21 protein-coding genes and 1 tRNA gene are annotated in these 23,693 nt (G+C 72.7%); 6 read left to right on the forward strand and 16 right to left on the reverse strand.

From position 1 onward, the window contains the following. Positions 1–74: 74 nt before the first annotated feature. The 7 genes from ACIOGZ_RS14675 to ACIOGZ_RS14705 all read right to left on the reverse strand — a co-directional run bounded on the left by ACIOGZ_RS14675 (position 75) and on the right by ACIOGZ_RS14705 (position 7,070). Entirely contained in the window at positions 75–506 is a 432-nt protein-coding gene (locus ACIOGZ_RS14675; RefSeq protein ID WP_363580096.1) for a GtrA family protein, read from the reverse strand. Then, positions 503–1,492, reverse strand: coding sequence for a glycosyltransferase family 2 protein (locus ACIOGZ_RS14680; RefSeq protein ID WP_363580094.1), 990 nt, complete (start codon positions 1,490–1,492; stop codon positions 503–505). Before ACIOGZ_RS14680 ends, ACIOGZ_RS14675 begins: the two co-directional genes overlap by 4 nt. A gap of 175 nt (positions 1,493–1,667) precedes the next feature. Continuing rightward, complete coding sequence (gene tuf, locus ACIOGZ_RS14685; RefSeq protein ID WP_031063092.1) at positions 1,668–2,861, reverse strand: elongation factor Tu; 1,194 nt, start codon at positions 2,859–2,861, stop codon at positions 1,668–1,670. A gap of 234 nt (positions 2,862–3,095) precedes the next feature. Next, entirely contained in the window at positions 3,096–5,201 is a 2,106-nt protein-coding gene (gene fusA, locus ACIOGZ_RS14690; protein WP_063348955.1) for an elongation factor G, read from the reverse strand. A 39-nt stretch (positions 5,202–5,240) separates the two neighbouring features. Then, positions 5,241–5,711, reverse strand: a complete 471-nt coding sequence (rpsG, locus tag ACIOGZ_RS14695; RefSeq protein WP_148644378.1) for a 30S ribosomal protein S7 — start codon at positions 5,709–5,711, stop codon at positions 5,241–5,243. Positions 5,712–5,713: 2 nt separating this feature from the next. Next, the gene (gene rpsL / locus ACIOGZ_RS14700; protein WP_014144289.1) at positions 5,714–6,085 is read right to left on the reverse strand and encodes a 30S ribosomal protein S12; all 372 of its coding nucleotides are present in this window, start codon (positions 6,083–6,085) and stop codon (positions 5,714–5,716) included. A gap of 421 nt (positions 6,086–6,506) precedes the next feature. Beyond that, positions 6,507–7,070 carry a DUF1707 and DUF4190 domain-containing protein gene (locus tag ACIOGZ_RS14705; protein WP_363580092.1) on the reverse strand — a complete coding sequence of 188 codons (564 nt, stop codon included), beginning with the start codon at positions 7,068–7,070 and terminating at the stop codon, positions 6,507–6,509. A gap of 253 nt (positions 7,071–7,323) precedes the next feature. Here ACIOGZ_RS14705 and ACIOGZ_RS14710 point away from each other — a divergent pair, with 253 nt between their 5' ends. The 4 genes from ACIOGZ_RS14710 to ACIOGZ_RS14725 all read left to right on the forward strand — a co-directional run bounded on the left by ACIOGZ_RS14710 (position 7,324) and on the right by ACIOGZ_RS14725 (position 12,346). Beyond that, positions 7,324–8,181, forward strand: a complete 858-nt coding sequence (locus ACIOGZ_RS14710) for an ABC transporter ATP-binding protein (RefSeq protein ID WP_400986081.1) — start codon at positions 7,324–7,326, stop codon at positions 8,179–8,181. Further along, positions 8,178–9,809: a transporter gene (locus ACIOGZ_RS14715; RefSeq protein ID WP_400986083.1), complete on the forward strand. Its 1,632-nt coding sequence runs from the start codon at positions 8,178–8,180 to the stop codon at positions 9,807–9,809. Before ACIOGZ_RS14710 ends, ACIOGZ_RS14715 begins: the two co-directional genes overlap by 4 nt. Positions 9,810–9,910: 101 nt before the next feature. After that, the gene (locus tag ACIOGZ_RS14720; RefSeq protein ID WP_400330281.1) at positions 9,911–11,191 is read left to right on the forward strand and encodes a DUF2786 domain-containing protein; all 1,281 of its coding nucleotides are present in this window, start codon (positions 9,911–9,913) and stop codon (positions 11,189–11,191) included. 42 nt (positions 11,192–11,233) lie between these two features. Then, positions 11,234–12,346 carry an ADP-ribosylglycohydrolase family protein gene (locus ACIOGZ_RS14725; protein ID WP_400986085.1) on the forward strand — a complete coding sequence of 371 codons (1,113 nt, stop codon included), beginning with the start codon at positions 11,234–11,236 and terminating at the stop codon, positions 12,344–12,346. A gap of 78 nt (positions 12,347–12,424) precedes the next feature. Here ACIOGZ_RS14725 and ACIOGZ_RS14730 read toward each other — a convergent pair whose 3' ends face one another. From ACIOGZ_RS14730 to ACIOGZ_RS14745, 4 genes are all read right to left on the reverse strand, one after another. Next, complete coding sequence (locus ACIOGZ_RS14730; protein ID WP_400986087.1) at positions 12,425–13,567, reverse strand: serpin family protein; 1,143 nt, start codon at positions 13,565–13,567, stop codon at positions 12,425–12,427. Positions 13,568–13,843: 276 nt separating this feature from the next. After that, positions 13,844–14,842 carry an ADP-ribosylglycohydrolase family protein gene (locus ACIOGZ_RS14735; RefSeq protein WP_363580080.1) on the reverse strand — a complete coding sequence of 333 codons (999 nt, stop codon included), beginning with the start codon at positions 14,840–14,842 and terminating at the stop codon, positions 13,844–13,846. 55 nt (positions 14,843–14,897) lie between these two features. Beyond that, complete coding sequence (locus ACIOGZ_RS14740) at positions 14,898–16,112, reverse strand: cytochrome P450 (RefSeq protein WP_400986089.1); 1,215 nt, start codon at positions 16,110–16,112, stop codon at positions 14,898–14,900. Positions 16,113–16,193: 81 nt separating this feature from the next. Then, entirely contained in the window at positions 16,194–16,934 is a 741-nt protein-coding gene (locus ACIOGZ_RS14745; RefSeq protein ID WP_363617965.1) for a Sir2 family NAD-dependent protein deacetylase, read from the reverse strand. A gap of 112 nt (positions 16,935–17,046) precedes the next feature. Between ACIOGZ_RS14745 and ACIOGZ_RS14750 the strand changes: the two genes are divergently transcribed. Continuing rightward, positions 17,047–18,111, forward strand: coding sequence for a MoxR family ATPase (locus ACIOGZ_RS14750; protein ID WP_363369345.1), 1,065 nt, complete (start codon positions 17,047–17,049; stop codon positions 18,109–18,111). Next, positions 18,108–19,907, forward strand: coding sequence for a DUF2201 family putative metallopeptidase (locus ACIOGZ_RS14755; RefSeq protein ID WP_363580074.1), 1,800 nt, complete (start codon positions 18,108–18,110; stop codon positions 19,905–19,907). The genes ACIOGZ_RS14750 and ACIOGZ_RS14755 overlap by 4 nt, the downstream gene beginning before the upstream one ends. A gap of 66 nt (positions 19,908–19,973) precedes the next feature. Here ACIOGZ_RS14755 and ACIOGZ_RS14760 read toward each other — a convergent pair whose 3' ends face one another. The 5 genes from ACIOGZ_RS14760 to ACIOGZ_RS14780 form a co-directional block, all read right to left on the reverse strand. Then, positions 19,974–20,585 (reverse strand): hypothetical protein, encoded by a 612-nt coding sequence (locus ACIOGZ_RS14760; RefSeq protein WP_400809066.1) that lies wholly within the window; start codon positions 20,583–20,585, stop codon positions 19,974–19,976. 202 nt (positions 20,586–20,787) lie between these two features. Next, positions 20,788–21,468 (reverse strand): response regulator transcription factor, encoded by a 681-nt coding sequence (locus ACIOGZ_RS14765; RefSeq protein WP_363580070.1) that lies wholly within the window; start codon positions 21,466–21,468, stop codon positions 20,788–20,790. Beyond that, a complete protein-coding gene (locus ACIOGZ_RS14770) occupies positions 21,465–22,652 on the reverse strand; it encodes a sensor histidine kinase (protein WP_400986091.1) in 1,188 nt (395 codons plus the stop codon). Before ACIOGZ_RS14770 ends, ACIOGZ_RS14765 begins: the two co-directional genes overlap by 4 nt. An 82-nt stretch (positions 22,653–22,734) precedes the next feature. Continuing rightward, positions 22,735–23,409 carry a hypothetical protein gene (locus ACIOGZ_RS14775; protein WP_400986093.1) on the reverse strand — a complete coding sequence of 225 codons (675 nt, stop codon included), beginning with the start codon at positions 23,407–23,409 and terminating at the stop codon, positions 22,735–22,737. 179 nt (positions 23,410–23,588) lie between these two features. Beyond that, a tRNA-Met gene (locus tag ACIOGZ_RS14780) sits at positions 23,589–23,662 on the reverse strand. Between the last annotated feature and the right edge of the window lie 31 nt (positions 23,663–23,693).

A 23,693-nucleotide genomic window follows, 5' to 3' on the forward strand; every position in this document is an offset into this window, starting at 1 on the left:
GTCGGCACGACGGGCTGAGGGGCCCGGGTGGGCGGTCCGCGAACCAGTGGGAACGGCCGCCGTTCAGCCCCGGTTCAGCCCCGGAAGACCCAGATCTTCAGCAGCACGAACCGGGCCACCGTGGCCAGGCCGTTGGCGGCGACCAGTCCGGCGACCTCCACCGGCCGGGAGGCGTTCGGCGCCACCTGGTCCAGCAGGGCGAGCACGCCCGCGCTCAGGCCGAGCCCGATCAGGAAGGCCACCGCGCCCTGGAGCTGGTGCCGGACCATGCCCTGCGAGCCGGTGACCCCGAAGGTGAAACGGCGGTTGGCCGCGGTGTTGGCCACCGCGCTGACGGCCAGCGCGATCAGGTTCGCCGCCTGCGGGTCGGTGAACCACCGCGCGGCGACGAACAGCGCCAGGTAGAAGACGGTGCTGAGCACGCCGATGACCAGGAAGGACGGCAGCTGGCGGCGGGTCGACGGGGCCGGCTCGACGGGCTCCGCCGGTCCCTCGGTGACGGTCACCGGCCCGGGCCCCGCGCGTCGTCCTGCGCCGCGGCGTCCTGCGCCAGTTCGTCGTCCGCCGAGTCGTAGCCGACGAAGTAGGTCGGGCGGGCCTGCACCGCCGAGTAGATCCGGCCGACGTACTCCCCCAGCAGTCCGACGCAGATCAGCTGTACGGCGCCGATGAAGAGCATGCCGATGAACAGCGAGGACCAGCCGGGCACGGTCGCACCGAGCGCGTACGAGAGGGTGGTGTAGACCGCGAGGGCCAGGCAGACCACGAAGCTCACCAGGCCCAGCCAGGTGGCCAGCCGCAGCGGGGCGGCGGAGAAGTTGGTCACGCTGTCCAGCGCGAGCCGGACCATCTTGGACAGCGGGTAGTGGGTGCCGCCGGCCACCCGCTCCTCCCGGACGTACACCACCTCGCCGCTGGGGAAGCCGAGCCACGGCACCAGCAGCCGGTAGACGGGCTGGTGCTCGGGCAGCTGCTTGAGGGCCTCCACGGCCGCGCGGCTGAGCAGGCGGAAGTCGCCGGCCTGGTTGGGCATCCGCTTGCCGACCAGCTTGCGCATCAGCCAGTAGTAGGCGCCGGCCGTCCGGCGCTTGAAGGCGGTGTCGGTGGCGCGGTCCCCGCGCACGCCGTAGACGACGTCGAAGCCCTGCTCGCGGGCCAGGTCGAGCATCTCCGGGATCTTCTCCGGCGGGTCCTGGAGGTCCGCGTCGATGCTCACCACGTAGTCGCCGCGCGCCCGGTGGATGCCGGCGGTGAGCGCGGCCTGGTGCCCCGAGTTGCGGGCGAAGCGGACGATGCGGAACTCCGGCCAGTCCTGCCGGACCTTCTGCAGGACGACGGGGGTGGCGTCCGTGCTGCCGTCGTCGACGCCCACGACCTCGTAGTCGACCCCGAGCCCGTCCAGGATCGGCCGCAGCCGCTCGACGGTCAGCGGGAGCGCCTCCTGCTCGTTGTAGATCGGCATCACGACCGACAACAGTGGTGCCGTTGGCATGCGTTGGATCCCACTTTCCGCGACGGCGGGCTGGACGGTCGCCCGACAATAACAGCCGGCCATGAGCAGCCCGTGAGAGCCGGTGAAGGCCTGATGAAGGCCGAAGGGCTCCGCACACCTGGGTGTGCGGAGCCCTTCGGTTCGCCTGTACGGGACAGACAGGTCAGAACATCAATTACTTGATGATCTTGGTGACCTGGCCGGCGCCCACGGTGCGGCCACCCTCACGGATGGCGAACTTCAGGCCCTCCTCCATGGCGATCGGCTGGATCAGCGCGACCGTCATGGCGGTGTTGTCGCCCGGCATGACCATCTCGGTGCCCTCGGGGAGGGTCACGACGCCGGTCACGTCCGTGGTACGGAAGTAGAACTGCGGGCGGTAGTTGTTGAAGAACGGGGTGTGGCGGCCACCCTCGTCCTTCGACAGGATGTAGGACTGGGCCTCGAAGTCGGTGTGCGGCGTGACCGAACCCGGCTTGATGATGACCTGGCCGCGCTCGACGTCCTCGCGCTTGATGCCACGGAGCAGCAGACCGACGTTCTCACCGGCCTGGCCCTCGTCGAGCAGCTTGCGGAACATCTCGATGCCGGTGACCGTGGTGGTGGTCTTGGTCTCCTTGATGCCGATGATGTCGACAGTCTCGTTGACCTTGAGGATGCCACGCTCGATACGACCGGTGACGACGGTGCCACGACCGGTGATCGTGAAGACGTCCTCGATCGGCATCAGGAACGGCTGGTCCACGGCGCGGGCCGGGGTCGGGATGCTCTCGTCGACGGCGTGCATCAGGCCGAGGAGCTTCTCGCCCCACTCCTTGTCGCCCTCCAGCGCCTTCAGCGCGGAGACGCGGACGACCGGCAGGTCGTCGCCCGGGAACTCGTACTCCGAGAGGAGCTCGCGGACCTCGAGCTCGACGAGCTCCAGGATCTCCTCGTCGTCCACCATGTCGGCCTTGTTCAGGGCGACGACGATGTAGGGGACGCCGACCTGGCGGGCCAGGAGGACGTGCTCCTTGGTCTGCGGCATCGGGCCGTCGGTGGCGGCGACGACGAGGATCGCACCGTCCATCTGGGCCGCACCGGTGATCATGTTCTTGATGTAGTCCGCGTGACCCGGGCAGTCGACGTGGGCGTAGTGACGCGCCTCGGTCTGGTACTCGACGTGCGCGATCGAGATGGTGATACCGCGCTGCCGCTCCTCCGGCGCCTTGTCGATCTGGTCGAACGGCGTGAAGGGGTTGATCTCCGGGTACGCGTCGTGCAGCACCTTGGTGATGGCCGCGGTAAGGGTCGTCTTACCGTGGTCAATGTGACCAATGGTGCCGATGTTGACGTGGGGCTTCGTCCGCTCGAACTTCGCCTTCGCCACTGCAGTCCTCCTGAGGACAGTTCTGTACGCCGTGCTGACGTCAGTTGGTCTTTGATCGGGTTTGGCCCGAGGTGCCGGAAGCACCTCGCACCGTCCCGCGGGGTGGGGGCCGGAGGCCCCCCGGGAGGATCCGACCGGATCCTCCCGGGACGCCCCCTAATAGCCTAAGGGTTCGCAATCGTCCCGAATATCGGGACAGCCGCGGCCTCGTAGGGAGCCGGCTGGCGCCGGTCCTTACTCGCCCTTGGCCTTGGCGATGATCTCCTCCGCCACGGCCTTCGGAACCTCGGCGTACGAGTCGAACTGCATCGAGTAGCTCGCGCGACCAGAGGTCTTGCTGCGCAGATCACCGACGTAGCCGAACATCTCGGAGAGCGGCACCAGCGCCGTGACGACGCGGGCACCGTGACGCTCGTCCATGGACCGGATCTGGCCACGGCGAGAGTTGATGTCGCCGATCACGTCGCCCATGTAGTCCTCGGGCGTGGTGACCTCGACGGCCATCATCGGCTCGAGGAGGACCGGCTTGGCCTTCCGCGCGCCTTCCTTGAACGCCATCGAACCGGCGATCTTGAACGCGAGCTCGGACGAGTCGACGTCGTGCGCCTGGCCGTCGAGCAGCTTCACGCGGACACCCTGCAGCGGGTAGCCGGCGAGGATGCCGAACTCCATGGCCTCCTGGCAACCGGCGTCGACCGACGGGATGTACTCCCGCGGCACGCGGCCACCGGTGACCTGGTTGACGAACTCGTAGCCCTCGGCCTGCTCGAGCGGCTCGATCGCGATCTGCACCTTGGCGAACTGACCGGAACCACCGGTCTGCTTCTTGTGGGTGTAGTCGATGCGCTCGACGGCCTGACGGATCGTCTCGCGGTACGCGACCTGCGGCTTGCCGACGTTGGCCTCGACCTTGAACTCACGCTTCATACGGTCGACCAGCACCTCGAGGTGCAGCTCGCCCATACCCGCGATGATGGTCTGGCCGGTCTCCTCGTCCGTGTTGACCTGGAAGGACGGGTCCTCCTCGGCGAGACGCTGGATGGCAACACCCAGCTTCTCCTGGTCACCCTTGGACTTGGGCTCGATCGCGACGCGGATGACCGGGGCCGGGAAGTCCATGGACTCCAGGATGACCGGGGCCTTCTCGTCGGACAGCGTCTCACCGGTGGTGGTCTGCTTCAGGCCCATGACGGCGACGATGTCGCCGGCGCCCACCGACTCGATCTCCTCACGCTTGTTCGCGTGCATGCGGTAGATCTTGCCGATGCGCTCCTTCTTGCCCTTCACGGCGTTCAGCACCGAGGTGCCGGACTCCAGGCGGCCGGAGTAGATCCGGACGAAGGTGAGCTTGCCCAGGTGCGGGTCGGACATGATCTTGAACGCCAGCGCGGCCAGGGGCTCGTCGTCCGAGGCCTTGCGGGTGATCTTGGTCTCCGGGTCGTTGGGCTTGGTGCCCTCAACCGACTCGATGTCCAGCGGCGACGGGAGGTACTTGACGACCGCGTCGAGCAGGGGCTGAACGCCCTTGTTCTTGAACGCGGTACCGCAGAAGATCGGCGTGAAGGCCGACTCCAGGGTGCCCTTGCGGATCGCCTCGTACAGCAGCTCCTCGGGGACGTCCTCGCCCTCCATGGCGAGCATCATCACGTCATCGCTGACGTTCGACACCTCGTCCAGGAGCATCTCGCGGTACTCGTTCGCCTGCTCCTGCAGCTCGGCCGGGATGTCGACGATGTCGTACATCTCGCCCTTGGCGGCCTCGGCGGACCAGACCAGCGCCTTCATGCGGACAAGGTCGACAACGCCCTTGAAGTCCGCCTCGGCACCGATCGGGAGCTGCATGACCAGCGGGGTCGCGCCGAGGCGGTCCACGATGGTCTTGACGCAGAAGAAGAAGTTCGCGCCCGTGCGGTCCAGCTTGTTGATGAAGCAGATGCGCGGGACGCCGTAGCGGTCAGCCTGCCGCCACACGGTCTCGGACTGGGGCTCGACACCGGCAACACCGTCGAACACCGTCACGGCACCGTCGAGGACGCGCAGCGAGCGCTCCACCTCGACGGTGAAGTCGACGTGACCCGGGGTGTCGATGATGTTGATGGTGTTGTCGACGTCGTCGACCGTCCAGTGACAGGTCGTCGCGGCCGACGTGATCGTGATGCCGCGCTCCTGCTCCTGCTCCATCCAGTCCATGGTGGCAGCGCCATCGTGGACCTCACCGATCTTGTACGAGACGCCGGTGTAGAACAGGATCCGCTCGGTGGTGGTGGTCTTGCCCGCGTCGATGTGCGCCATGATCCCGATGTTGCGGACCCTGGCGAGGTCAAGGGAGGTTGCAGCCATGGTGGCTCGTTCTCTCTCTGTCTAGTGACGGGGTAGGGACTACCAGCGGTAGTGCGCGAAGGCCTTGTTGGACTCGGCCATCTTGTGGGTGTCCTCGCGACGCTTCACGGAAGCGCCCAGACCGTTGCTGGCGTCGAGGATCTCGTTCATCAGGCGCTCGGTCATGGTCTTCTCGCGACGGGCGCGGGAGTAACCGACCATCCAGCGCAGCGCCAGGGTGCTGGCGCGGCCCGGACGGACCTCGACCGGAACCTGGTAGGTCGCGCCACCGACACGGCGGGACTTGACCTCGAGGGCCGGCTTGACGTTCTCCAGCGCACGCTTCAGCGCCACGACCGGGTCCGAGCCGGTCTTCTCACGGACGCCCTCGAGGGCGCCGTAGACGATCCGCTCGGCGGTGGAGCGCTTGCCGTGCAGCAGGATCTTGTTGACCAGCTGGGTGACGACCGGGGAGCCGTAAACCGGGTCGATGATGACCGGGCGCTTCGGGGCGGGGCCCTTACGAGGCATTCTTACTTCTCCTTCTTGGCGCCGTAGCGGCTGCGAGCCTGCTTGCGGTTCTTGACACCCTGGGTGTCAAGCGAACCGCGGATGATCTTGTAGCGGACACCAGGAAGGTCCTTCACACGACCACCGCGCACCAGCACGATGGAGTGCTCCTGCAGATTGTGGCCCTCGCCCGGGATGTAAGCGGTGACCTCGATCCCGCTGGTGAGGCGCACACGGGCGACCTTGCGGAGAGCCGAGTTCGGCTTCTTCGGGGTGGTCGTGTACACACGCGTGCAGACCCCACGACGCTGCGGGGAACCCTTCAGCGCGGGAGTCTTGTTCTTCTCGACCTTGTCCTGCCGGCCCTTTCGGACCAGCTGCTGGATCGTAGGCACCGTTTCTCCGTTTTCTGTGTGCCAAGGCTTGGTAAAACTAACCTGCGGTGATCCCCCGCACACGGCCCCGTGGTCGACCCACGCGGTCGGGTGTGTTGGGCTTATTCCGACACGGAATCCCATGAGCTGATGTACAGCGACGGCGCTCAACGCGCGGGGCGCTGGAAGGCGCTCCGGCTCGGCGCGGCGACCGGTGTGCATGCACGCACAAGGACCCGGGGACACCCCAGGCACAAGGTCAGAGCGTACCTAGCGCATCGGGCGCGGTCAAAACAAATGCAACGCCGCAGGTCGCGACCTTCGGCCGGATGTCCCGGGAGTGTCCCGGACGCGACCACCCGGTGTCGGGCCGCCCTCCGCCCGCTCTACCACAGCCCGCCGACCGCCGCCACCGGGGCGGGACGCGCCCGGGGCGGCCCGCTCAGACCGGCACCTGCAGCATCACCAGGAGCAGCAGCGTCCAGAGCGCGCAGCCCGCGTAGCCGAAGAGCAGGCCGAGGGTGGAAACCCAGTCGCCGGCCCGGTCGTGGCTGCTCTGCTGGGCCTTCGCGATGTGCCCGACGACCACTGCGGGCAGCGAGAGGCCGGTCAGGCCGAAGACCAGTGAGGTGACCGCCAGCCCGTTGGTGGAGCGAACCGGCGGCGGAGGCGGCGGGAGGAAGGTCGCCGGGACGGGCGGGGCGGCGAAGGCCATCGGCGCCGGCATCGGGCCGGAGGGCAGGTCGGACACCAGCCCGGCCAGCTGGCCGTAGGTCTGCGCGACGGAGGCCTGCTCGTGGCGCTGCTCGTACTCCTCGGCGGAGAGCCGGCCCTCGGCGAACGCGGCCTTCAGCACGTCGATCGTCCGGTCCCGGTCCGCGTGCCCGGCGCGCATCCCCGTGTGGAACCCGGGCTGCGGGACGGACTGCGGGACGGGCTGGGGCTGCCGGTCCCCGCGGCGATCCGGCTCGCCGGGGCCCGAGGCTCCCCACGGTTGAACGGCCATCCGCACCTCCCGGCACCCGGCGCGGCCCCGCGCCCCTCGCTGTCCCTCACTGCCCCTCATAGTGCAGGACGAACGGCGCAGCTGAGTAGTTGCCAATTCCAGCCCGGCACCCGCCGTAACGCGCCGTCCGGGCGGCGCGCCTCACCCGTTCGGCCCACTCACTCAGGGGATCCTCAACTCGGGAGACAGTCCGTTTCCGCAGTGACAGGCTGAGTCCGAGACACCCATCCGCCAGCGAACAGAGAAGGCCGCCATGCAGGCGTCAGCGCCGCCGCCGTCCGACCGCCCCGCACCCGTTCCCCCCTCCGCCGTCAGCATCCAGGGACTGTGGAAGCACTTCGGCGGCCAGGCCGCCGTCGCCGGACTCAGCCTGGAGCTGCCGGCCGGCTCCTTCATCGGCCTGGTCGGCCCGAACGGCGCCGGCAAGACCACCACGCTGTCCATGGCCACCGGCCTGCTCCGGCCCGACCAGGGCACCGTCCTCATCCACGGCGGCGACGTCTGGGCCGACCCGGTCGCGGTCAAGGCCCGGATCGGCATCCTGCCCGAGGGGCTGCGGATGTTCGAGCGGCTCAGCGGCCGCGAACTGCTGCAGTACAACGGGCGGCTGCGCGGCCTGCCCGGCGCCGAGGTGGACCGCCGCGCGGAGGAACTGCTGGCCGTCCTGGACCTCGCCCGCGACGCCGACAAGCTGGTCGCCGACTACTCCACCGGCATGCGCAAGAAGATCGGTCTGGCCGCCGCGCTGCTGCACAACCCCGACGTGCTGTTCCTCGACGAGCCCTTCGAGGGCGTCGACCCGGTCTCCGCGCAGACCATCCGCGGCGTGCTCAAGCGGTACGCGGCGGCCGGATCCACGGTGGTCTTCTCCAGCCACGTGATGGAACTGGTCGAACAGCTCTGCGACTGGGTCGCCGTGGTCAACGCCGGCCGGGTGATCGCCCACGGCCCGCTGGACACCGTGCGCGGCGGGCGCAGCCTCCACGAGGCCTTCCTCGGCCTGATCGGCGTCCGCGAGGACGACGGCCAGGCGCTCGGCTGGCTCGGCGGACAGGCCGGTGGGCAGGCCGGCGCGCAGCTCGGGGGCGGGCAGCTCGGGGGTGGGCAGTGAGCACCGCCCCCGCAGCCGCCCGCACCCCGGTGCCCGACGGGCGGACGGTGGTCCGCGCCCTGGTGGCGCTCAAGCTGCGGCTGCTGCGCAACGGCCTGCGCCGCAGCCCCGGCCGGACCGCCGTGTACGTCATCGGCGGCGTCCTCGGTCTGGCCTTCGCGGCCGGCATCGCCTTCGCCCTCGCCATGATGAACGGGCGCTTCGACGGCTCCGGGGACGCCGGGGTGATGCTGCTCGGCGTGCTCACCCTCGGCTGGGCGGCGCTGCCGCTGTTCCTCTTCTCCAGCGACGAGAGCGCCGACCCGACCCGGCTCACCATGCTCCCGCTGCGGCCCGGCCCGCTGCTGCGCGGCTCACTGCTGGCCGCGCTGATCGGGCCCGGCCCGCTGGTCAGCCTGGTGCTGGTGACCGGCGCGGCGCTGTCCGGCGCCAACGGCGGTGCCTCGGCCGCGGCCGCGCTGGTCGGCGTCCCGCTGGCCGTGCTCTGCCTGGTCACGCTCTCCCGGGCGGTCGCCGCCGGCAACGCCCGGATGCTCTCCAGCCGGCGCGGCAAGGACTTCGCGATCTTCGGCGGACTGCTGTTCGCCCTGCTCGTGCAGGCCGCCAACGTCGGCTCGCAGAGCGTCTTCGGCCGGCCCGGGGACCACCTCGACCTCAGCCCGCTGGCGCCGATCGCCTCCGTGCTGCGCTGGCTGCCGCCGGTCGGCGCGGCGGACGCGGCCCGCACCGCCGGCGAGGGGCGGTACGGGCTGGCGCTGTTCCAGCTCGCCGCGGCCGCGGCGCTGCTCGCCCTGCTGCTGCGCTGGTGGCGCGGCAGCCTCCAGGAGCTGATGGTCACCGCCGACTCCTCCACCCTGGAGGTGGCCCGCGGCGTGCAGAGCTCACGCGGCTGGAGCCTCCTGCCCGAGGGCCGGGTCGGCGCGGTGATGCAGCGCCACCTCCGGTACGCCTGGCGGGAGCCGCGGGCCAAGGCCGCGGTGTTCACCAGCATCGGCATGACGCTGGTGATCTGCGTGCTGTCGATGGTCCAGGGCTGGTCGAGCGTCTACCTGCTGGCGATGACCGGGATGTTCCTCGGGCTGCAGATGCTCAACCTGTTCGGCATGGACGGCTCGGCGTTCTGGATGGTCGCCGCCACCCTGCTCACCCCGGCCGACGCCCGGGACGAGCTGCGCGGCCGGGCCTACGCAGTGCTGTCGTACGCCGTTCCGGTGACGCTGGTGCTCGGGCCCGTGCTGGCCGCCGCCACCGGCGACTGGGCCGGCCTGCCGTCCGCACTCGGCCTCGCGCTCGCCCTGCTCGGCTGCGGCGTCGCGCTCGGCGCGACGCTCAGCGTGCTCGCGCCGTACACCATGCCGGCCGACAGCAACCCGATGCGCAACGCCGCCCCCGGGCAGGGCGGCCTGGTGCTGGTCAACCAGTTCGGCTCGCTGTTCGGTGTGGCGTTGCTCTCCCTGCCGGTGAGCGGCTACCTCAGCTGGGCGCTGCTCTCCGCCGGCCCGACCTGGCCGGTCCTGCTGGTCGGCCCGCTCTACGGCGCCCTGATCGCCGCCCTCGGCATCCGCTTCGCGGCCGGGCGGCTGCTGGAGCGCGCCCCGGAGATCCTGGCCAAGGCCGTCGAGCGCTGAGTCGCCTGCGTCACCCGGAGCGCCCGGTCCCGTCGAAGGGGCCGGGCGCTCCGGCATCATGGGCGGGAGGGCCGGACCGTCGAGGAGAGCAGGGACACACCGTGGGCAAGCGCGCGCAGCAGGACGGGGACGGGGGCGCCGGCCCACTGCTGGAGCAGGCGGTGCGATCGGTGCTGACGGCCCCGGACGAGACGCTGGACCTCGCCCTGGACACCGGGGCGTCGCTGCTCGCCGCCTCGGCCGGGCAGTGGCCGGCGGTCAGCCGGGCCCTGCTGGGGTACGCGGACACCGCCGTCGGCCGCTGCTGGTCCGCCGGGTGGCGTCCGGCCGACCTGGCCCGGGTGGTCCGGCGCGGGCTGAAGCCCGTCCACCTGGCCCTCGCGGTGGACCTGATCGCCGCCGAGGGCCGTCGGCACCCCGCGGCCGCCCTCGACCGGCGCTGGCACGAACAGCTGCGCGAGCTGGAGGCCGAGGTGTGGTGGCCGGGTGACGAGCAGTACCTCGGCGCCTTCGCCGACCGGCACCGGCTGGACCGCTTCGCGCTCGCCACCACCGCCCTGGAGCTGCTGCGGACCTGGGGCCGGCTGCCGCCGATCTCCCCGGTCGGCCCCGCGCCCGGCCGGCGGCCGCAGGCCGAACGCGCCGCCGGCCCGCAGGCCGGCGAACCGCGGATGCTGGCCCGGATCCGGGCGCTGCTGGCCAAGGCCGAGTCCACCGAGTACCCGGAGGAGGCCGAGGCGCTCACCGCCAAGGCCCAGCAGCTGATGGCCCAGCACAGCATCGACGACGCGCTGCTGGCCGCCACCGGCGACGACCGGAACACCCCGGCGGCGCTGCGGATCGGCGTGGACAACCCGTACGAGAGCCCCAAGACGATGCTGCTGGACGCCGTCGCGGCGGCCAACCGCTGCCGGGCGGTGTGGGCCAAGGAGTTCGGCTTCTGCACCGTCGTCGGCTTCGACGGCGACCTGGACGGCGTCGAGCTGCTCTACACCTCGCTGCTGGTGCAGGCCACCCACGCGCTCAACAAGGCCGGCTCCCGCCGGGACTCGCGCAGCAAGGCGTTCCGGCACTCCTTCCTGGTCGCGTACGCGGCGCGGATCCGCGAGCGGCTGACCGCCGCCACCGAGCGCGCGACCAGCGCCGCCGCGGCCGGCCGGCACCTGCGCGAGGACGGCACCGAGGAGCAGCTGCTGCCCGACGAGCGGCTGCTGCCCGCGCTCGCGGCCCGCTCCGAGGCGGTGGACGACGAGGTCGGCCGGCTGTTCCCCAAGCTGGTCTCGCAGCGGGTCCGGGTGAGCGACGGCGTGGGCTGGGCGGCCGGGCGCGCCGCCGCCGACCGCGCCGCGCTGCACGGGCGCGCCGGGCAGATCCGCCGGTAGACCTGATAGAACGGATCCCGCCATGAACCAAGGGGGATCGACGTGACGGAGTCGGCGGCCGAATCGGGATACCGCGACCGGGTGCGCGGGGCGCTGCTCGGCGGGGCCGTCGGCGACGCGCTGGGCTGGCCGGTGGAGTTCCAGCAGCTCCACCAGATCCAGCAGCGGTACGGGCCGGACGGCGTGACCGGGCTGCCGGCCGGCGCCGGGCCGGTCGAAGTCACCGACGACACCCAGATGACCCTGTTCACCGCCGAGGGCCTGATCCGCGCGTTCGTCCGCGGCTGGACGGGCGGCGGCGGCTCGGTGCCGGAGGCCGTCCACGCCGCTTACCGGCGCTGGCTGCTGACCCAGCGCCAGGGCTCGCCGGACACCGCGCCGCAGCCCCGCCCGTACGACGGCTGGCTGCTGACCAGGCCCTTCCTGTACGCGTCGCGGGCGCCCGGCAACGCCTGCATGAGCGGGGTGTCCGAGCACCCGGAGTTCGAGTCGCCGTCCGTGATCGGGCAGCCGGGGCCGATCAACCCGGGCTCCAAGGGCTGCGGCACGGTGATGCGCTCGGCGCCGTTCGGGCTGGCACGGCTCGGCGTCGAGCTGTCCTTCGGGCTGGCCGTGCAGTGCGCCCAGATCACCCACGGGCACCCGACCGGCTACCTCGCGGCGGGCGCCTTCGCGGCGCTGGTCGAGCGGCTCGCCAACGGGACCGAGCCGTGGGCGGCGGTCGGCGAGACCGTGGAGCAGATCCGCGAGCTGCCGGGGTCCAAGGAGACGGTGCAGGCGCTGGCCCGGGCCGTCCGGGTGGCCCAGGAGTCACAGCCGACGGCGGAGTCCGTGGAGCGGGTCGGGCTCGGCTGGATCGCCGAGGAGTGCCTGGCCATCGCGGTGTACTCGCTGCTGGCGACCACCCTCGAACCCGACCCGGTGCGCAGCGCGCTGCTGCTGTCGGTGAACCACTCCGGGGACAGCGACTCCACCGGCGCGGTCTGCGGCAACCTGGTCGGCGCCGCGTACGGCGCCTCGGCGCTGCCCGCCGAGTGGGCGGGGGCGGTCGAGGGCCGGGCCGAACTGCTGCGGGTCGCGGACGACCTGCTGGTGCTGTTCGGCAGCCGCGACCCGGCCCACCCGGCGCTCGGCGGGCGCTACCCGGCCTGGTGACGCCCGGTCCTCCTCCGGCTGCTTCGCCCGCTTCGCCCGCTTCGTCTGCGGGTCGGTTCAGGGCGCCTGCGGGTCGGCTCAGGACGCCTGCGGGTCGGTGACCTGGCCGAGGAACAGCGGCCGCCCGTCGGCGGTGTCGCGGATCAGGAACAGGAACGGCCGGTCGATGTGCAGCTGGACGGACTCCGGCGCGGCCGGCGCCGCCATCGCCGCCACCCCGGCGCCGCTGCCGGCCGCCGCGACCGTACCGTCCTCGTTCACCTCGACGGTGGCCTTCTGCACCACCGCGCCCAGGCCGAGCGGCTCCTTGGCGGTGATGCCGGTGAAGTCGGGCGCGTCGAAGGCCGCCTTGACGCCGAGTGAGCGCAGGGCGGGGACGAGGTCGTTGGCCGTGTCGAAGTGGAACCGCGGCAGGGTCAGGTCGACGGACCGCTCGTCGAGCCCGCCGAGGATCCGGTCGAGCTGGGCCTGGTCCAGGCCCTTGCTGAAGGCCGTGTACCCGCCCTGCGCGGGGACGATCAGGTCCATCGCCAACCTGCCTCCCGCGTAAGGGAGTTCGACGGCCTGCCAGGGTTCGCCGACGATGCCGCCGGAGCCCTCGGCGTACCGGAGGGTGCCGGTGCGGCTCATCGTGCTCACCGACGGGGTGGAGCCGTCCAGCCGGTGGAAGGGGCGCTCGGAGGTGTTCGCGGGCTTGAACCCGGAGGCCCACGCCGCCTTCAGGTAGAGCGCGTCGGTGAGTGCCAGCCGGGTGTCGGCGGTGATCTGCCGCGGGCCGAAGAGCTCCTTGATCCGCCCCTCGGTGGCCTTCTCCACCGCCGCGTTGATGCTCCTGCGGGCGTCGGCCGGGTCCTTGGCGAAGTCGACGGGGTGCACGCCGGTGTCGAAGGCGGCGGCGAGCGTGTCCAGGTACTCCGGGGCGACGGCCAGGCCCTGCTGCGTCCACAGGTCGTCGGACCGGCGCAGGACGACCTGGTCGCCGCCGGCCCGGCTCCCGCGGTCCGGCGCGCCGACGGCGAGGGCGTACTGCCGCGGGTCGAGCCCGGTGTGCAGGGCCTTGGCCAACTCCTCGGCGGTGGCGCCGCGCGCCCCCGGCAGCAGCATCCCGAGCACGCTCGCCAGCCCGGCCGGCGAGACCACGACGTTGCGCCCCGCCCCGTCCGGTGTCGCGGTCAGCGCGTGCAGCAGGTCCAGCCCGAAGGCGCTGGTCCCGACCGCCACCGCCGCCACCTGCCCCGGATCCGCCGCCGCCCGGCTCCCCGACGTCGAGGCCCGCACCACCACGGGCCCCCCGCCCGCCGCACTCCCGCACCCGGCCAGCGCCGGGCCGACGGCCAACCCGGCGGAGAGAAGCAGCCCCACCCGACGGCGGGAACGGCCATGCCCTGCGGTGCTGCGCTTCGTCATGGCCCTTCGACGCACCACCCCCGAACCCGGTTCCGCCCGGGCCCAGAGCGCAGGTCGTGGAGCTCAGTCCCAGAGCGCAGGTCGTGGAGCTCAGTCCCAGAGCGCCCCGAGCTCGAGCAGCTCGTCCCGGTACTCGATCCGCTCCACCCACTCCTGCGGCCAGACCGACTCCCCGTGACGGGCCCCGGCGAAGGCGCCGGTCAGACAGGCCAGGGAGTCCGAGTCGCCGCTGGAGTAGGCGGCCCGGCGGACGGCGGCCACCGGGTCGTCCGGCAGCAGCAGAAAGCAGAGCAGGCCGGTGGCGAAGGCCTCCTCGGCGACCCAGCCCTCACCGGTGGCCAGACACGGGTCCGCTTCGACGTCGGGCGCGGCGAGCGCGGCGTCCAGCCGGTCGAGCACGGCCAGGCAGTCGTCCCAGCCGCGGGCGATGACGTCCTGCGGCGAGTGGCCGTGCCAGCGCGCGGCGAGGTCGCCGAGCCAGAACTCGTCGTACCGCTCGCGGCTCGCCAGCGCGTACGCCCGCAGCACCGCGGGCAGGCCGGCCGGCGGAACGTCCTCGGCGAGCTTGCGGATGGCGTACGCGGTGAGGTCACTGGCGGCGAGTGCGGTCGGGTGCCCGTGGGTGAGCGCGGACTGCAACTGCGCGGCGCCCGCGAGCTGGCGGGCGTCGAGTTCGCGGATCAGCCCGACCGGAGCGACCCGCATGTTGGCGCCGCAGCCCTTGGAGCCGACGTCGCTCGCCTGCTGCCAGCGGTACGCGGGGCGGCTCAGCCGCTCGCAGGCGCGCAGGCAGGTCATGCCGGGAGCACGGTTGTTCTGCGGGGAGCGCCACCAGTCGACGAACTCCTCGCGAACGGGCCGCTCCAGCCGTAGCGGGGTCAGCGGCCCGCGCTCCAGGGCAATGCGCAGACCACGGCCGAGGGCGAGGGTCATCTGGGTGTCGTCGGTGACCAGCGCCCTTGGGGGCAGCGGAAGTTGCCGCCAGTCAGGGTGGTCGTCGGCAATCATCTCGACCGTCTTGAACTCGGTCACCCGGCCGATCGCATCCCCGATCGCCAGCCCCAGCAGTGACCCCGTCGCCTTGCCCACAGCTCTCCCCCGTTCCTCGAACCGACCCCGAACCCGACCTGTCCCAGACCTCGATCTAGACCTCGACCACCAGTTCCCTGAGGCCCCGGATCACGTAGCCCGGGTTCCACTCGGGTTCGCGGGCCAGGCGCAGGCCGGGGGCGCGGCGCAGGAGGGCGCCGTAGGACTCGGCGAGTTCCAGTCTGGCGAGCGGGGCGCCGAGGCAGAAGTGGATGCCGGCGCCGAAGGTGATGTGGGGGTTGTCGGTGCGGCCGAGGTCGAGGCGGTCGGGGTCGGTGAAGCGCTCGGGGTCGCGGTTGGCGGAGCCGAAGAGGAGGGCGACCTCGGAGCCGCGCGGGATGGTGACGCCGCGCAGCTCGATGTCCTCCAGGACCCACCGTTCGAACAGCTGCAGCGGGGTGTCCCAGCGCATCAGCTCCTCGATGGCGGTGGGCAGGAGCGCGTCGGTCGCGCCGCGCAGCCGGGCGAGTTCGCCGGGGTTGCGGAACAGCGCCCACCAGCCGTTGCCGGTGGTGTTGACGGTCGCCTCGTGGCCGGCGTTGAGCAGCAGCACGCAGGTGGAGATCATCTCCTGCTCGCTGAGCGCGTCGGAGCCCTCCTGGGCCTGGATCAGCGCGCTGATCAGGTCGGTGCCGGGGGCGGTGCGGCGTTCGCGGATGAGGGCGCGCAGGTAGTCGGAGAACTCGGTGCTCGCGGTGACGGCCTTGCGGGCGGCCTCCTCGCTCGGGTTGAGCTCGTACATGCCGGTGATGTCGGCGGACCAGGGCCGCAGCAGGTGCCGGTCGCCCTCCGGCACGCCGAGCATCTCGGCGATCACGGCGACCGGCAGTGGCTCGGCGACGGCGGCGATCAGGTCGCCGCCGCCGGCCGCGAGCAGGCCGTCGACGAGTTCCCCGGCGAGCCGCTGGACGGTCGGCCGCAGGCCCTCGACCATGCGCGGGGTGAAGGCCTTGGAGACCAGCCGGCGGATCCGGGTGTGGTCGGGGGCCTCCAGGTCGAGCAGCCCGAAGTCGTTGAGGGTGTGGAAGGGCTCGTGCGCCGGGTCGGGTTCGGGCCGCCCGAACTCCTGGTGGCTGAAGCGGTGGGTGTAGGTGCGCCCGAGCCGCCGGTCGCGCAGGAGCGCGCTGACGTCCTCGTGCCGCGAGACGAGCCACTGCCCGGTCGGCTCGAAGTACGTCACCGGCGCGTGCTCGCGCAACTCGGCGTACGCGTCGTACGGGTGGGCCACGAACGCCGCCGCCCAGGGGTCGAACTTCGCCGTCGTCGTCATCGCTCGATCACTCCAGGCCATGAGGGGGGAGCCGGAAGGATCATCGTACGCATGCGGTTCACCCGTTTTTAAGCCCCTTCTTCAGAGCCCCTCCCCCACCAGCCTGCGCACCAGGGCCGGCAGTGCCTGGGAGATCGGCTCGCGGATCACCTCGTCGGCGGCCTCGTCGTACGGCGTCGGCTCGGCGTTCAGGATGATCAGCTTCGACCCGGTCCGCACCGCGTTGTACGGCAGCGCCGCCACCGGGAACACCTGAAGGCTGGTACCGACCGCGATGAACACGTCGCAGGCGCGGGCGATCGAGTCGGCCTGCCCGAGCACCTCCTGGTCCAGGTTCTCGCCGAACATCACCGTGCGCGGCTTCAGGATCCCCCCGCACGCCCGGCAGGCCGGGTCCGGCTCGCCCGCCTCGACCCGCCGCAGCGCCTCCGCCATCGGCCCCGTCGCCGCGCAGCCCAGACACTGCACCTCCAGTGCGGTGCCGTGCAGTTCGAGCACCTTGCGCGGGGCCAGCCCGGCCCGCTGGTGCAGCCCGTCCACGTTCTGGGTGAGCACCCGCAGCGGCAGCCCCGAGCGCTCCAGATCGACCAGCGCCCGGTGCCCGGCGTTCGGCTCGGCCCCCAGCACACCCGTCTCCAGCCTCAGCCGCCACGCCCGCCGCCGCACCTCGGGATCGGCACGGTACGGGCCGATGGTGACCAGGTCCTGGGCCGACGGGTCCCGCTGCCAGAGCCCCTGCGGGCCGCGGTAGTCGGGGATGCCCGAGTCGGTCGAGATGCCCGCGCCGGTGAGGACGGCGATCAGGGGGCGTTTCGCGTTCATGCCCCGGACGGTACGGGCGGCCCGGTTCGGGGCGCCAGCGAAAATCCGGGTGCGCCGCGCCAACTACCGCCGCACACTGGGCCGGTCACCCCACCACTTGCCAAGGAGCCCCGTGCAGGGAGCAGTCAGCGTCTCGCCCGTCCAGATTCCCGAGTTGCTGCTCGGGCTGGCCACCGTCCGGCCGGTGTTCCTCTGGGGCGCGCCCGGGATCGGGAAGTCCTCGCTGGTGCGGGAGTTCGCCGAGTCGCTCGGCCTGGAGTGCGTGAGCCTGGTCGGCACCCAGCTCGCCCCGGAGGACCTGATCGGTGTCCCTCAGCTGACCCCGGAGGGCCGTTCCCGGTTCTGCCCGCCCGAGCAGATCGCCCGCGACGAGCCGTACTGCCTGTTCCTGGACGAGCTCAACGCAGCGACCCCGGACGTCCAGAAGGCGTTCTACTCGCTGATCCTGGACCGCCGGATCGGCTCGTACGAGCTGCCGCCCGGCTCGATCGTGATCGGCGCCGGGAACCGCGCCACCGACGGCGCGCTCGCCCGGCCGATGGCGTCCGCGCTGGTCAACCGCATGGTCCACGTGCACCTGCGGGCCAGCGCCGCGGACTGGCTGCGCTGGGCGGCCGGCGCCGGCATCCACCCCTGGGTCATCGACTACGTCACCGACCGGCCCGACCACCTGTGGTCCGCCCCGCCGAAGACCGAGGAGCCGTTCTCCACCCCGCGCGCCTGGCACATGCTCTCCGACGCGCTGCACTCCTTCGGCCCCACCTTGGACGAGGAGACCCTCAAGGTGCTCGCGTACGGGCTGCTCACCCCGCAGCACGCGATCGCCTTCTGCGGCTACGCCAAGATCGTCCGCAACGCGTACGGCCTGGAGGCGATCCTCAAGGGCGACGCCCGCTGGCCGCACCGGCTGGAGGACCGCGACCTGCTCTACTACCTGGCCGACGCCTTCCGCGGCCGCCTGGTCAAGGAGCTGCCGGCCAGCAAGGAGCACGCCTCGGGGGCGCAGCGGCAGACCGCCTTCCGGGCCAAGTCGCTGCTGGTGCAGCTGGCCGAGATCTCGGTGGAGGTCGCCCAGACGGTGATCGCCGACGGCGCGGACGGCAATCCGGTGCTGCCCTCCTGGTTCCTGATCGAGGCGGCCCGGGACATGCCCCGGCTGGTCGAGGCCCGCCGGTGAGTCCTTCCGTCCAGAAGGGTGCGAAGAAGCCGGACCCGGGCGCGGAGGTCTTCGCCGAGGGAGTCCGGCTGCTGCGCCAGAATCCGGCCTTCGACGCCGTGCCCGCCGATTTCTGCCGCCGGGACGACTGCGGGCTGGCCCCGCCCGGCGGCTGGGCGGTGGTCGACTCCGACGGCACCGTGCACGTCAACCCGCGCCGCCGGGCCGAACCGGAGGAGTGGGCCTGGGTGCTGGCGCACTGCCTGCTGCACCTGGGCTTCGGCCACGTCCCGGCCGCCCGGGGTATCCGGGTCCAGCCCGACGTCTACGAGGAGGCGGCCCGCTGCGCGGTGGTGAACCGTTTCCTCGCGACCTTCCCGGTCGGCCGCCCCCCGGTCGCCCTCCCGCAGGAGTACCCGGGCGGCGACGAGGAGGAGCTGACCGCCCGCTGGCGCCGCGACGGCCTGCCGCCGGCCGTCACCGCCGGGACGGCCGGCACCGCCGACCACGACCAGCTGCTGGTCGAGTGGCAGAACTACGGCCACACCCCGAAGGACTGGTCGATGGCCTTCGCCGCCGCCCTCACCCGCACCATGTCCGCCGCGATGGACCGGGCCGGCGGCCGTTTCGACCAGGAGACCGGCGAGCGCCTGCCCGTACGGCCGTGGACCAGGGCGCTCGGCTGGTTCGTCTCCTCCTACCCGCTGCTCGGCGGCATCGCGGCCGGCCTCACCGTCGTCGCCGACGCCGAACTGGCCCGCGCCCACGGCATCACCATCGCCGCCGTCAACGCCGAGGCCGGCGAGGTCTACATCAACCCGCTGCGCCAGCAGACCGACGAGGAGTGGCGGTTCATCCTCGGCCACGAGATGCTGCACGCCGCCCTGCGGCACGGCGAGCGCCGCGGCGGCCGGGATCCGTTCCTCTTCAACGTCGCCGCCGACTACGTCATCAACGGGTGGCTGCTGGAGATGGGCGTCGGCGACATGCCGGAAGGCCTGCTGCACGACCCGCAGCTGAAGGGGCTGTCGGCCGAGGAGGTGTACGACCGGATCGTCCGCGACGAGCGCCGGATCCGCCGGCTCGCCACCCTGGCCGGCAAGAACCGCCCGGACATCCTCGGCGCACCGCTGGACCGCGGCCCGCGCGACTACGTGGACCTCGACGACTTCTACCGCCGCGGCCTCCAGCAGGGCTTCGAGCTGCACCAGCGCGAACGCGGGCTGCTGCCCGCCGGGCTGGTCGAGGAGATCCGCGCCCTCGCCCACCCGCCGCTGCCCTGGGACGCCCGGCTGGCCCGCTGGTTCGACGAGTTCGTGCCCCGCCCGGAGCCGGTCCGCAGCTACTCCCGGCCGGCCCGCCGGCAGTCCGCCACCCCGGACATCCCCCGGGCCGGCCGCTACCACCCGCCCGAGGAGGTGCCGCGCTGCACCTTCGGCGTCGTTCTGGACACCTCCGGCTCGATGAACCGGGTACTGCTCGGCAAGGCACTCGGCGCGATCGCCTCGTACGCGGCCGCCCGGGACGTGCCCGCGGCCCGGGTGGTGCACTGCGACGCCGCACCGCACGACGCCGGGTACGTCCCGGTCGGCGAGATCGCCGGCCGGGTCCGGGTGCGCGGGCGCGGCGGCACCGAGCTGCAGCCGGGCGTCGACCTGCTGGAGCGGGCCGAGGACTTCCCGCGCGGGGCGCCCGTGCTGGTCATCACCGACGGCGCGTGCGACGTGCTGCGGGTGCGCCGCGAGCACGCCTTCCTCGTCCCCCGGGGCGCCGGGCTGCCGTTCACCCCGCGCGGACCGGTGTTCCGGATGAGCTGACGGGCGCCCGCCCCTCCCCTGCGGGAGCGGCCGTCCGTCCGTACCGCCCGGTCGGACCAACACCGGTCAGACCAGTACCGGGCGGGGAGCGGCGGAGCGGCGGGCCAGCGGGGCCAGCGCCGCCAGGTAACAGACCGAGGCCACCGGGATCAGCGCCAGGTCGACCCCCGAGGCGGCGGTGCCGACCAGCATCAGCACCGGGCTCCACCAGGGCAGCGTCCGGGCCGCGCCCACCGCGGCGGCGACCAGCAGAGCCAGCAGGCCGACGTAGAACAGCAGCGGGCCGATCCGGTAGACGGCCGGCAGTACCCCGGGGACGCCCTGGACGCGGTCGAACAGCCGCGACTGCCCGGCCTTGTCCGCCGCCGCCAGGCCGACGTACAGATCGATCCCGATCTGCACCAGCGAGGCCGCCAGGCCGACGAACGCCGTCCCGAGCGCGGCACCGGCCGCGAGCCGCCCGGCCGTGGTCCCGCGCGGGGCGAGGAGCCCGCGCAGGGCGAGCAGGACCGGGGCGAACAGCAGCAGCCCGGCGAACATCGCGGTGTGGCCGACCGTCCAGCCGAGGCCGGGCTCCCGGGAGCCCGGGACCAGCCGGATCCCCCCGTAGAGGGCCATCAGGGCGGGGGCGCCGACGACGGCGTAGGCGGTGCGGCGGTTCTGCTGCGGGGTGTTCATCCGACGGTCTCCTGTGGTGATCCGCGGCCCCGGCAGGTAGCTGGTGGCCCGTGGTCCGTTCCGACACCACAGATGCTGTCCGCCGCACCCCTCGTCGCGGATCGCCCGCACCGGCGAACCCGCCGTCTCCCCCGCACGAGGGAGCCCCGACCAGGGGCCCCGACCAGGGGCCCGCGCGCCCGGCGTGATCCGGAGGGGGGCCCTACGCCTCCCCCGCCACCACCGCGCCGGCCTCGTACGCGAACACCACCGCGTGCACCCGGTCCCGCAGCCCCAGCTTGCTCAGCACATTGCTGACGTGCGTCTTCACCGTGTGCTCGCTGACCACCAGCTCGGCCGCGATCTCCGCGTTGGAGAGCCCGCGCGCCAGCAGCCGCAGGGTCTCCTGCTCGCGCAGGGTGAGCTGCTCGAGCAGCTTGGACGGCGGCCGCACCGCCCGCTCGGGCGAGCCCGGGCGGCGGGCGGCGAACTCGCCGATCAGCCGCCTGGTCACCGAGGGCGCGAGCAGCGCCTCCCCGGAGGCCACCATCCGCACCCCGTGCGCCAGGTCGTCCCGCCGGACGTCCTTGAGCAGGAAGCCGCTGGCGCCCGCGTACAGCGCGTCGAAGACGTAGTCGTCGGCGTCGAAGGTGGTCAGCATGATCACCTTGGTGGACGGGAACTCGGCGCACACCCGGCGGGCCGCCTCCAGCCCGTCCATGACCGGCATCCGGACGTCCAGCAGCAGGACGTCCGGGCCGTGGGCGCGGACCGCCTCGACCGCCTCGGCGCCGTCGCGCGCCTCGGCCACCACCTCGATGTCGGGCTGCGCGTCCAGGATCATCCCGAACCCTGCCCGCACCAGCTCCTGGTCGTCCGCGACGACCACCCGAATCGGATTCATCCGCCCGCCTTCTCCACCACGCCCGCCACCCCCAACGGCAGCCGGGCACTCACCAGGAAGCCCTTGCCCTCCGGTCCGGGCCCGGCCTCGGCCCGCCCGCCGCAGGCCGCCGCCCGCTCCCGGATGCCGACCAGCCCGCGGCCGCCGGACCAGCCGTTCACCGCGCCGCCGACGGTCACCGGCAGCCCGCGCCCGTTGTCGGACACCATGACCTCCAGGGTGTCCCCGGACCGCCGCACCCGGACCGCCACCCGGTCGGCGCCGGAGTGCTTGACCGTGTTGGTCAGCGCCTCCTGCACGATCCGGTACGCCGCCGCCTGGAGGTCGGCGGGCACCGCGCCCAGCCCGTCGGCCAGTTCGAGCTCCACCGCCGGTCCGGCCCGGCGCACCCGCTCTGCCACGTCGGCGAGTTCGGCCAGCCGGGGCTGCGGGGCCAGCTCAGGGCTGGCCCCCTCCTCCTTCAGCACTCCGAGGACGCGACGCAGTTGGACCATCGCGTCGCGGCCCGCGTCGGCGATGGTGTCGAAGGCGCGGATCGCCCGGTCCGGGTTGGCGTGCACCACCAGCGGCCCGGCCTCGGCCTGGATGATCATCAGTGAGACGGCGTGCGCCAGGATGTCGTGCATCTCCCGGGCGATCCGGGCCCGCTCCTCCACCACCGCGCGGCCCGCCTCACTCGCCGCCCGTTCCCCCGCCTCGCGGGCCCGCTCGGCCTCCAGCCGGGCCAGCCGCCGCTGGGCGCGCACCAGCGAGCCGAAGACGAACGAGCCGACCGAGGTGAGCAGGCTGAACAGCATGCCGTTGGGCGAGTGGGTGCCGATCACGTTGGCGACCACCACCACCGCCAGCACCGTCCAGCGCTGCCGGTCCGGGGAGCGCTCCGCCACCGTGTAGATGCCGATCACCCCGGCCAGCGGCACCTGCGGACTCGCCGAGTGCGCCACCACGGACAGCGTCATGAGGGCCACGCTGCCCGCCGCCAGCGCGGCCAGCGGCGCCCGGCGCCGCCAGGGCAGCGACAGCGAGGTGGACACCGCCACCAGGTAGACCCACCACGGCCAGGCCGTGTCGTCGTTGCCGACCGCCCAGACCGAGATCCCGGCCGATGCCACGGCCAGCAGCGAGTCCAGCACGTACGGACTCAGCCCGGCCGACCAGCTCTGCCAGCGCGCCGCTCGCACCACCGCCGCCCCTCCCCCGGGTCCGGGGGCGCCGCCCCCGCGGAGAAGATCATGCCCTACCGGCAGGACCTCCGGAACGGCCCGGTCAGACACCGTCGACCGACACTCCGCCGGCGCCCGTGCGCGCCGTGATGCTGCGCGCCGCCCCCGGCTGCGAGGGGATCCCGAGTTCCACTCCGCCGGCCCCGGCGTGCGCGTCCACCGCGTACGCCTCCCCGGCCGGCACCCTGACCCGCACCCCGCCGGTCTCCGCCTTCGCCTCCACCTTCACGGGTGCCGCCGCGAAGTCGGCCCGCACCCCGCCGGTCCGGGTGCTCAACCGGACGGTCTGCGAGGTCAGCCGGGTGGCCTCGACCCCGCCGGTGTCCACCGAGGCCTCCACCTCGGCGGCCAGCCCGACCAGCCGTACCCCGCCGGTCTCCTGGGTCACCCGCACCTTCGTCCCGGCCGGCACCTGCACGGTGTACCCGACGCCGCAGCCCCGGCAGTCGTACGTCAGCCGCAGCACGCCGTCCTTCACCTCGTGCGTGGTCCGCGGCGCCTCGCCCCGGTAGTTCTGCTCCTCGGTCACGTGCACCGCGTCGCCGCCGCCGGTCACCACGATCCCGCCGGTGTGCGCCTCGACCACCAGTTCCCCGACCGGCTCCGACACCCCGTAGTCCACGGTCCGGTGCTCCTGGTCGTCCCCGAAGGGCAGGCAGGCGGACATCCCGACCAGCACCGCCCCCGCGATCGCCATCGCGCCCAGTACCCGCTTCATGCCCGGCCCCCTTCGAAAGCCCCGCCGTCCCGACACGCGAAGCCTCCCCCGGCCGTCCCCTCCCCCGCCTCCCTCACCAGAGCGGTTCCGGCCCCTCCCCCGCACGAGGGAGGGGCCGCTCCCGGGAACGACGAAGGGCCCGGAGGCTTGATGCCTCCGGGCCCTTCGTTGCTACTGAGTAGCGGGGACAGGATTTGAACCTGCGACCTCTGGGTTATGAGCCCAGCGAGCTACCGAGCTGCTCCACCCCGCGTCGGTAAACACGACTCTACGCGACTTCTGCC

The sequence above is a fragment of the Kitasatospora sp. NPDC088160 genome, from assembly GCF_044741445.1.
Classification (GTDB): domain Bacteria; phylum Actinomycetota; class Actinomycetes; order Streptomycetales; family Streptomycetaceae; genus Kitasatospora.

Bases quoted from the DNA above. Each gene is read 5' to 3' on its own strand.
- rpsG (WP_148644378.1), bottom strand. From the start codon at position 5,711: ATGCCTCGTAAGGGCCCCGCCCCGAAGCGCCCGGTCATCATCGACCCG.
- ACIOGZ_RS14680 (WP_363580094.1), bottom strand. From the start codon at position 1,492: ATGCCAACGGCACCACTGTTGTCGGTCGTGATGCCGATCTACAACGAG.
- ACIOGZ_RS14775 (WP_400986093.1), bottom strand. From the start codon at position 23,409: ATGAAGCGGGTACTGGGCGCGATGGCGATCGCGGGGGCGGTGCTGGTC.
- ACIOGZ_RS14765 (WP_363580070.1), bottom strand. From the start codon at position 21,468: ATGAATCCGATTCGGGTGGTCGTCGCGGACGACCAGGAGCTGGTGCGG.
- ACIOGZ_RS14760 (WP_400809066.1), bottom strand. From the start codon at position 20,585: ATGAACACCCCGCAGCAGAACCGCCGCACCGCCTACGCCGTCGTCGGC.
- ACIOGZ_RS14705 (WP_363580092.1), bottom strand. From the start codon at position 7,070: ATGGCCGTTCAACCGTGGGGAGCCTCGGGCCCCGGCGAGCCGGATCGC.
- ACIOGZ_RS14740 (WP_400986089.1), bottom strand. From the start codon at position 16,112: ATGACGACGACGGCGAAGTTCGACCCCTGGGCGGCGGCGTTCGTGGCC.
- ACIOGZ_RS14745 (WP_363617965.1), bottom strand. From the start codon at position 16,934: ATGAACGCGAAACGCCCCCTGATCGCCGTCCTCACCGGCGCGGGCATC.
- ACIOGZ_RS14710 (WP_400986081.1), top strand. From the start codon at position 7,324: ATGCAGGCGTCAGCGCCGCCGCCGTCCGACCGCCCCGCACCCGTTCCC.
- fusA (WP_063348955.1), bottom strand. From the start codon at position 5,201: ATGGCTGCAACCTCCCTTGACCTCGCCAGGGTCCGCAACATCGGGATC.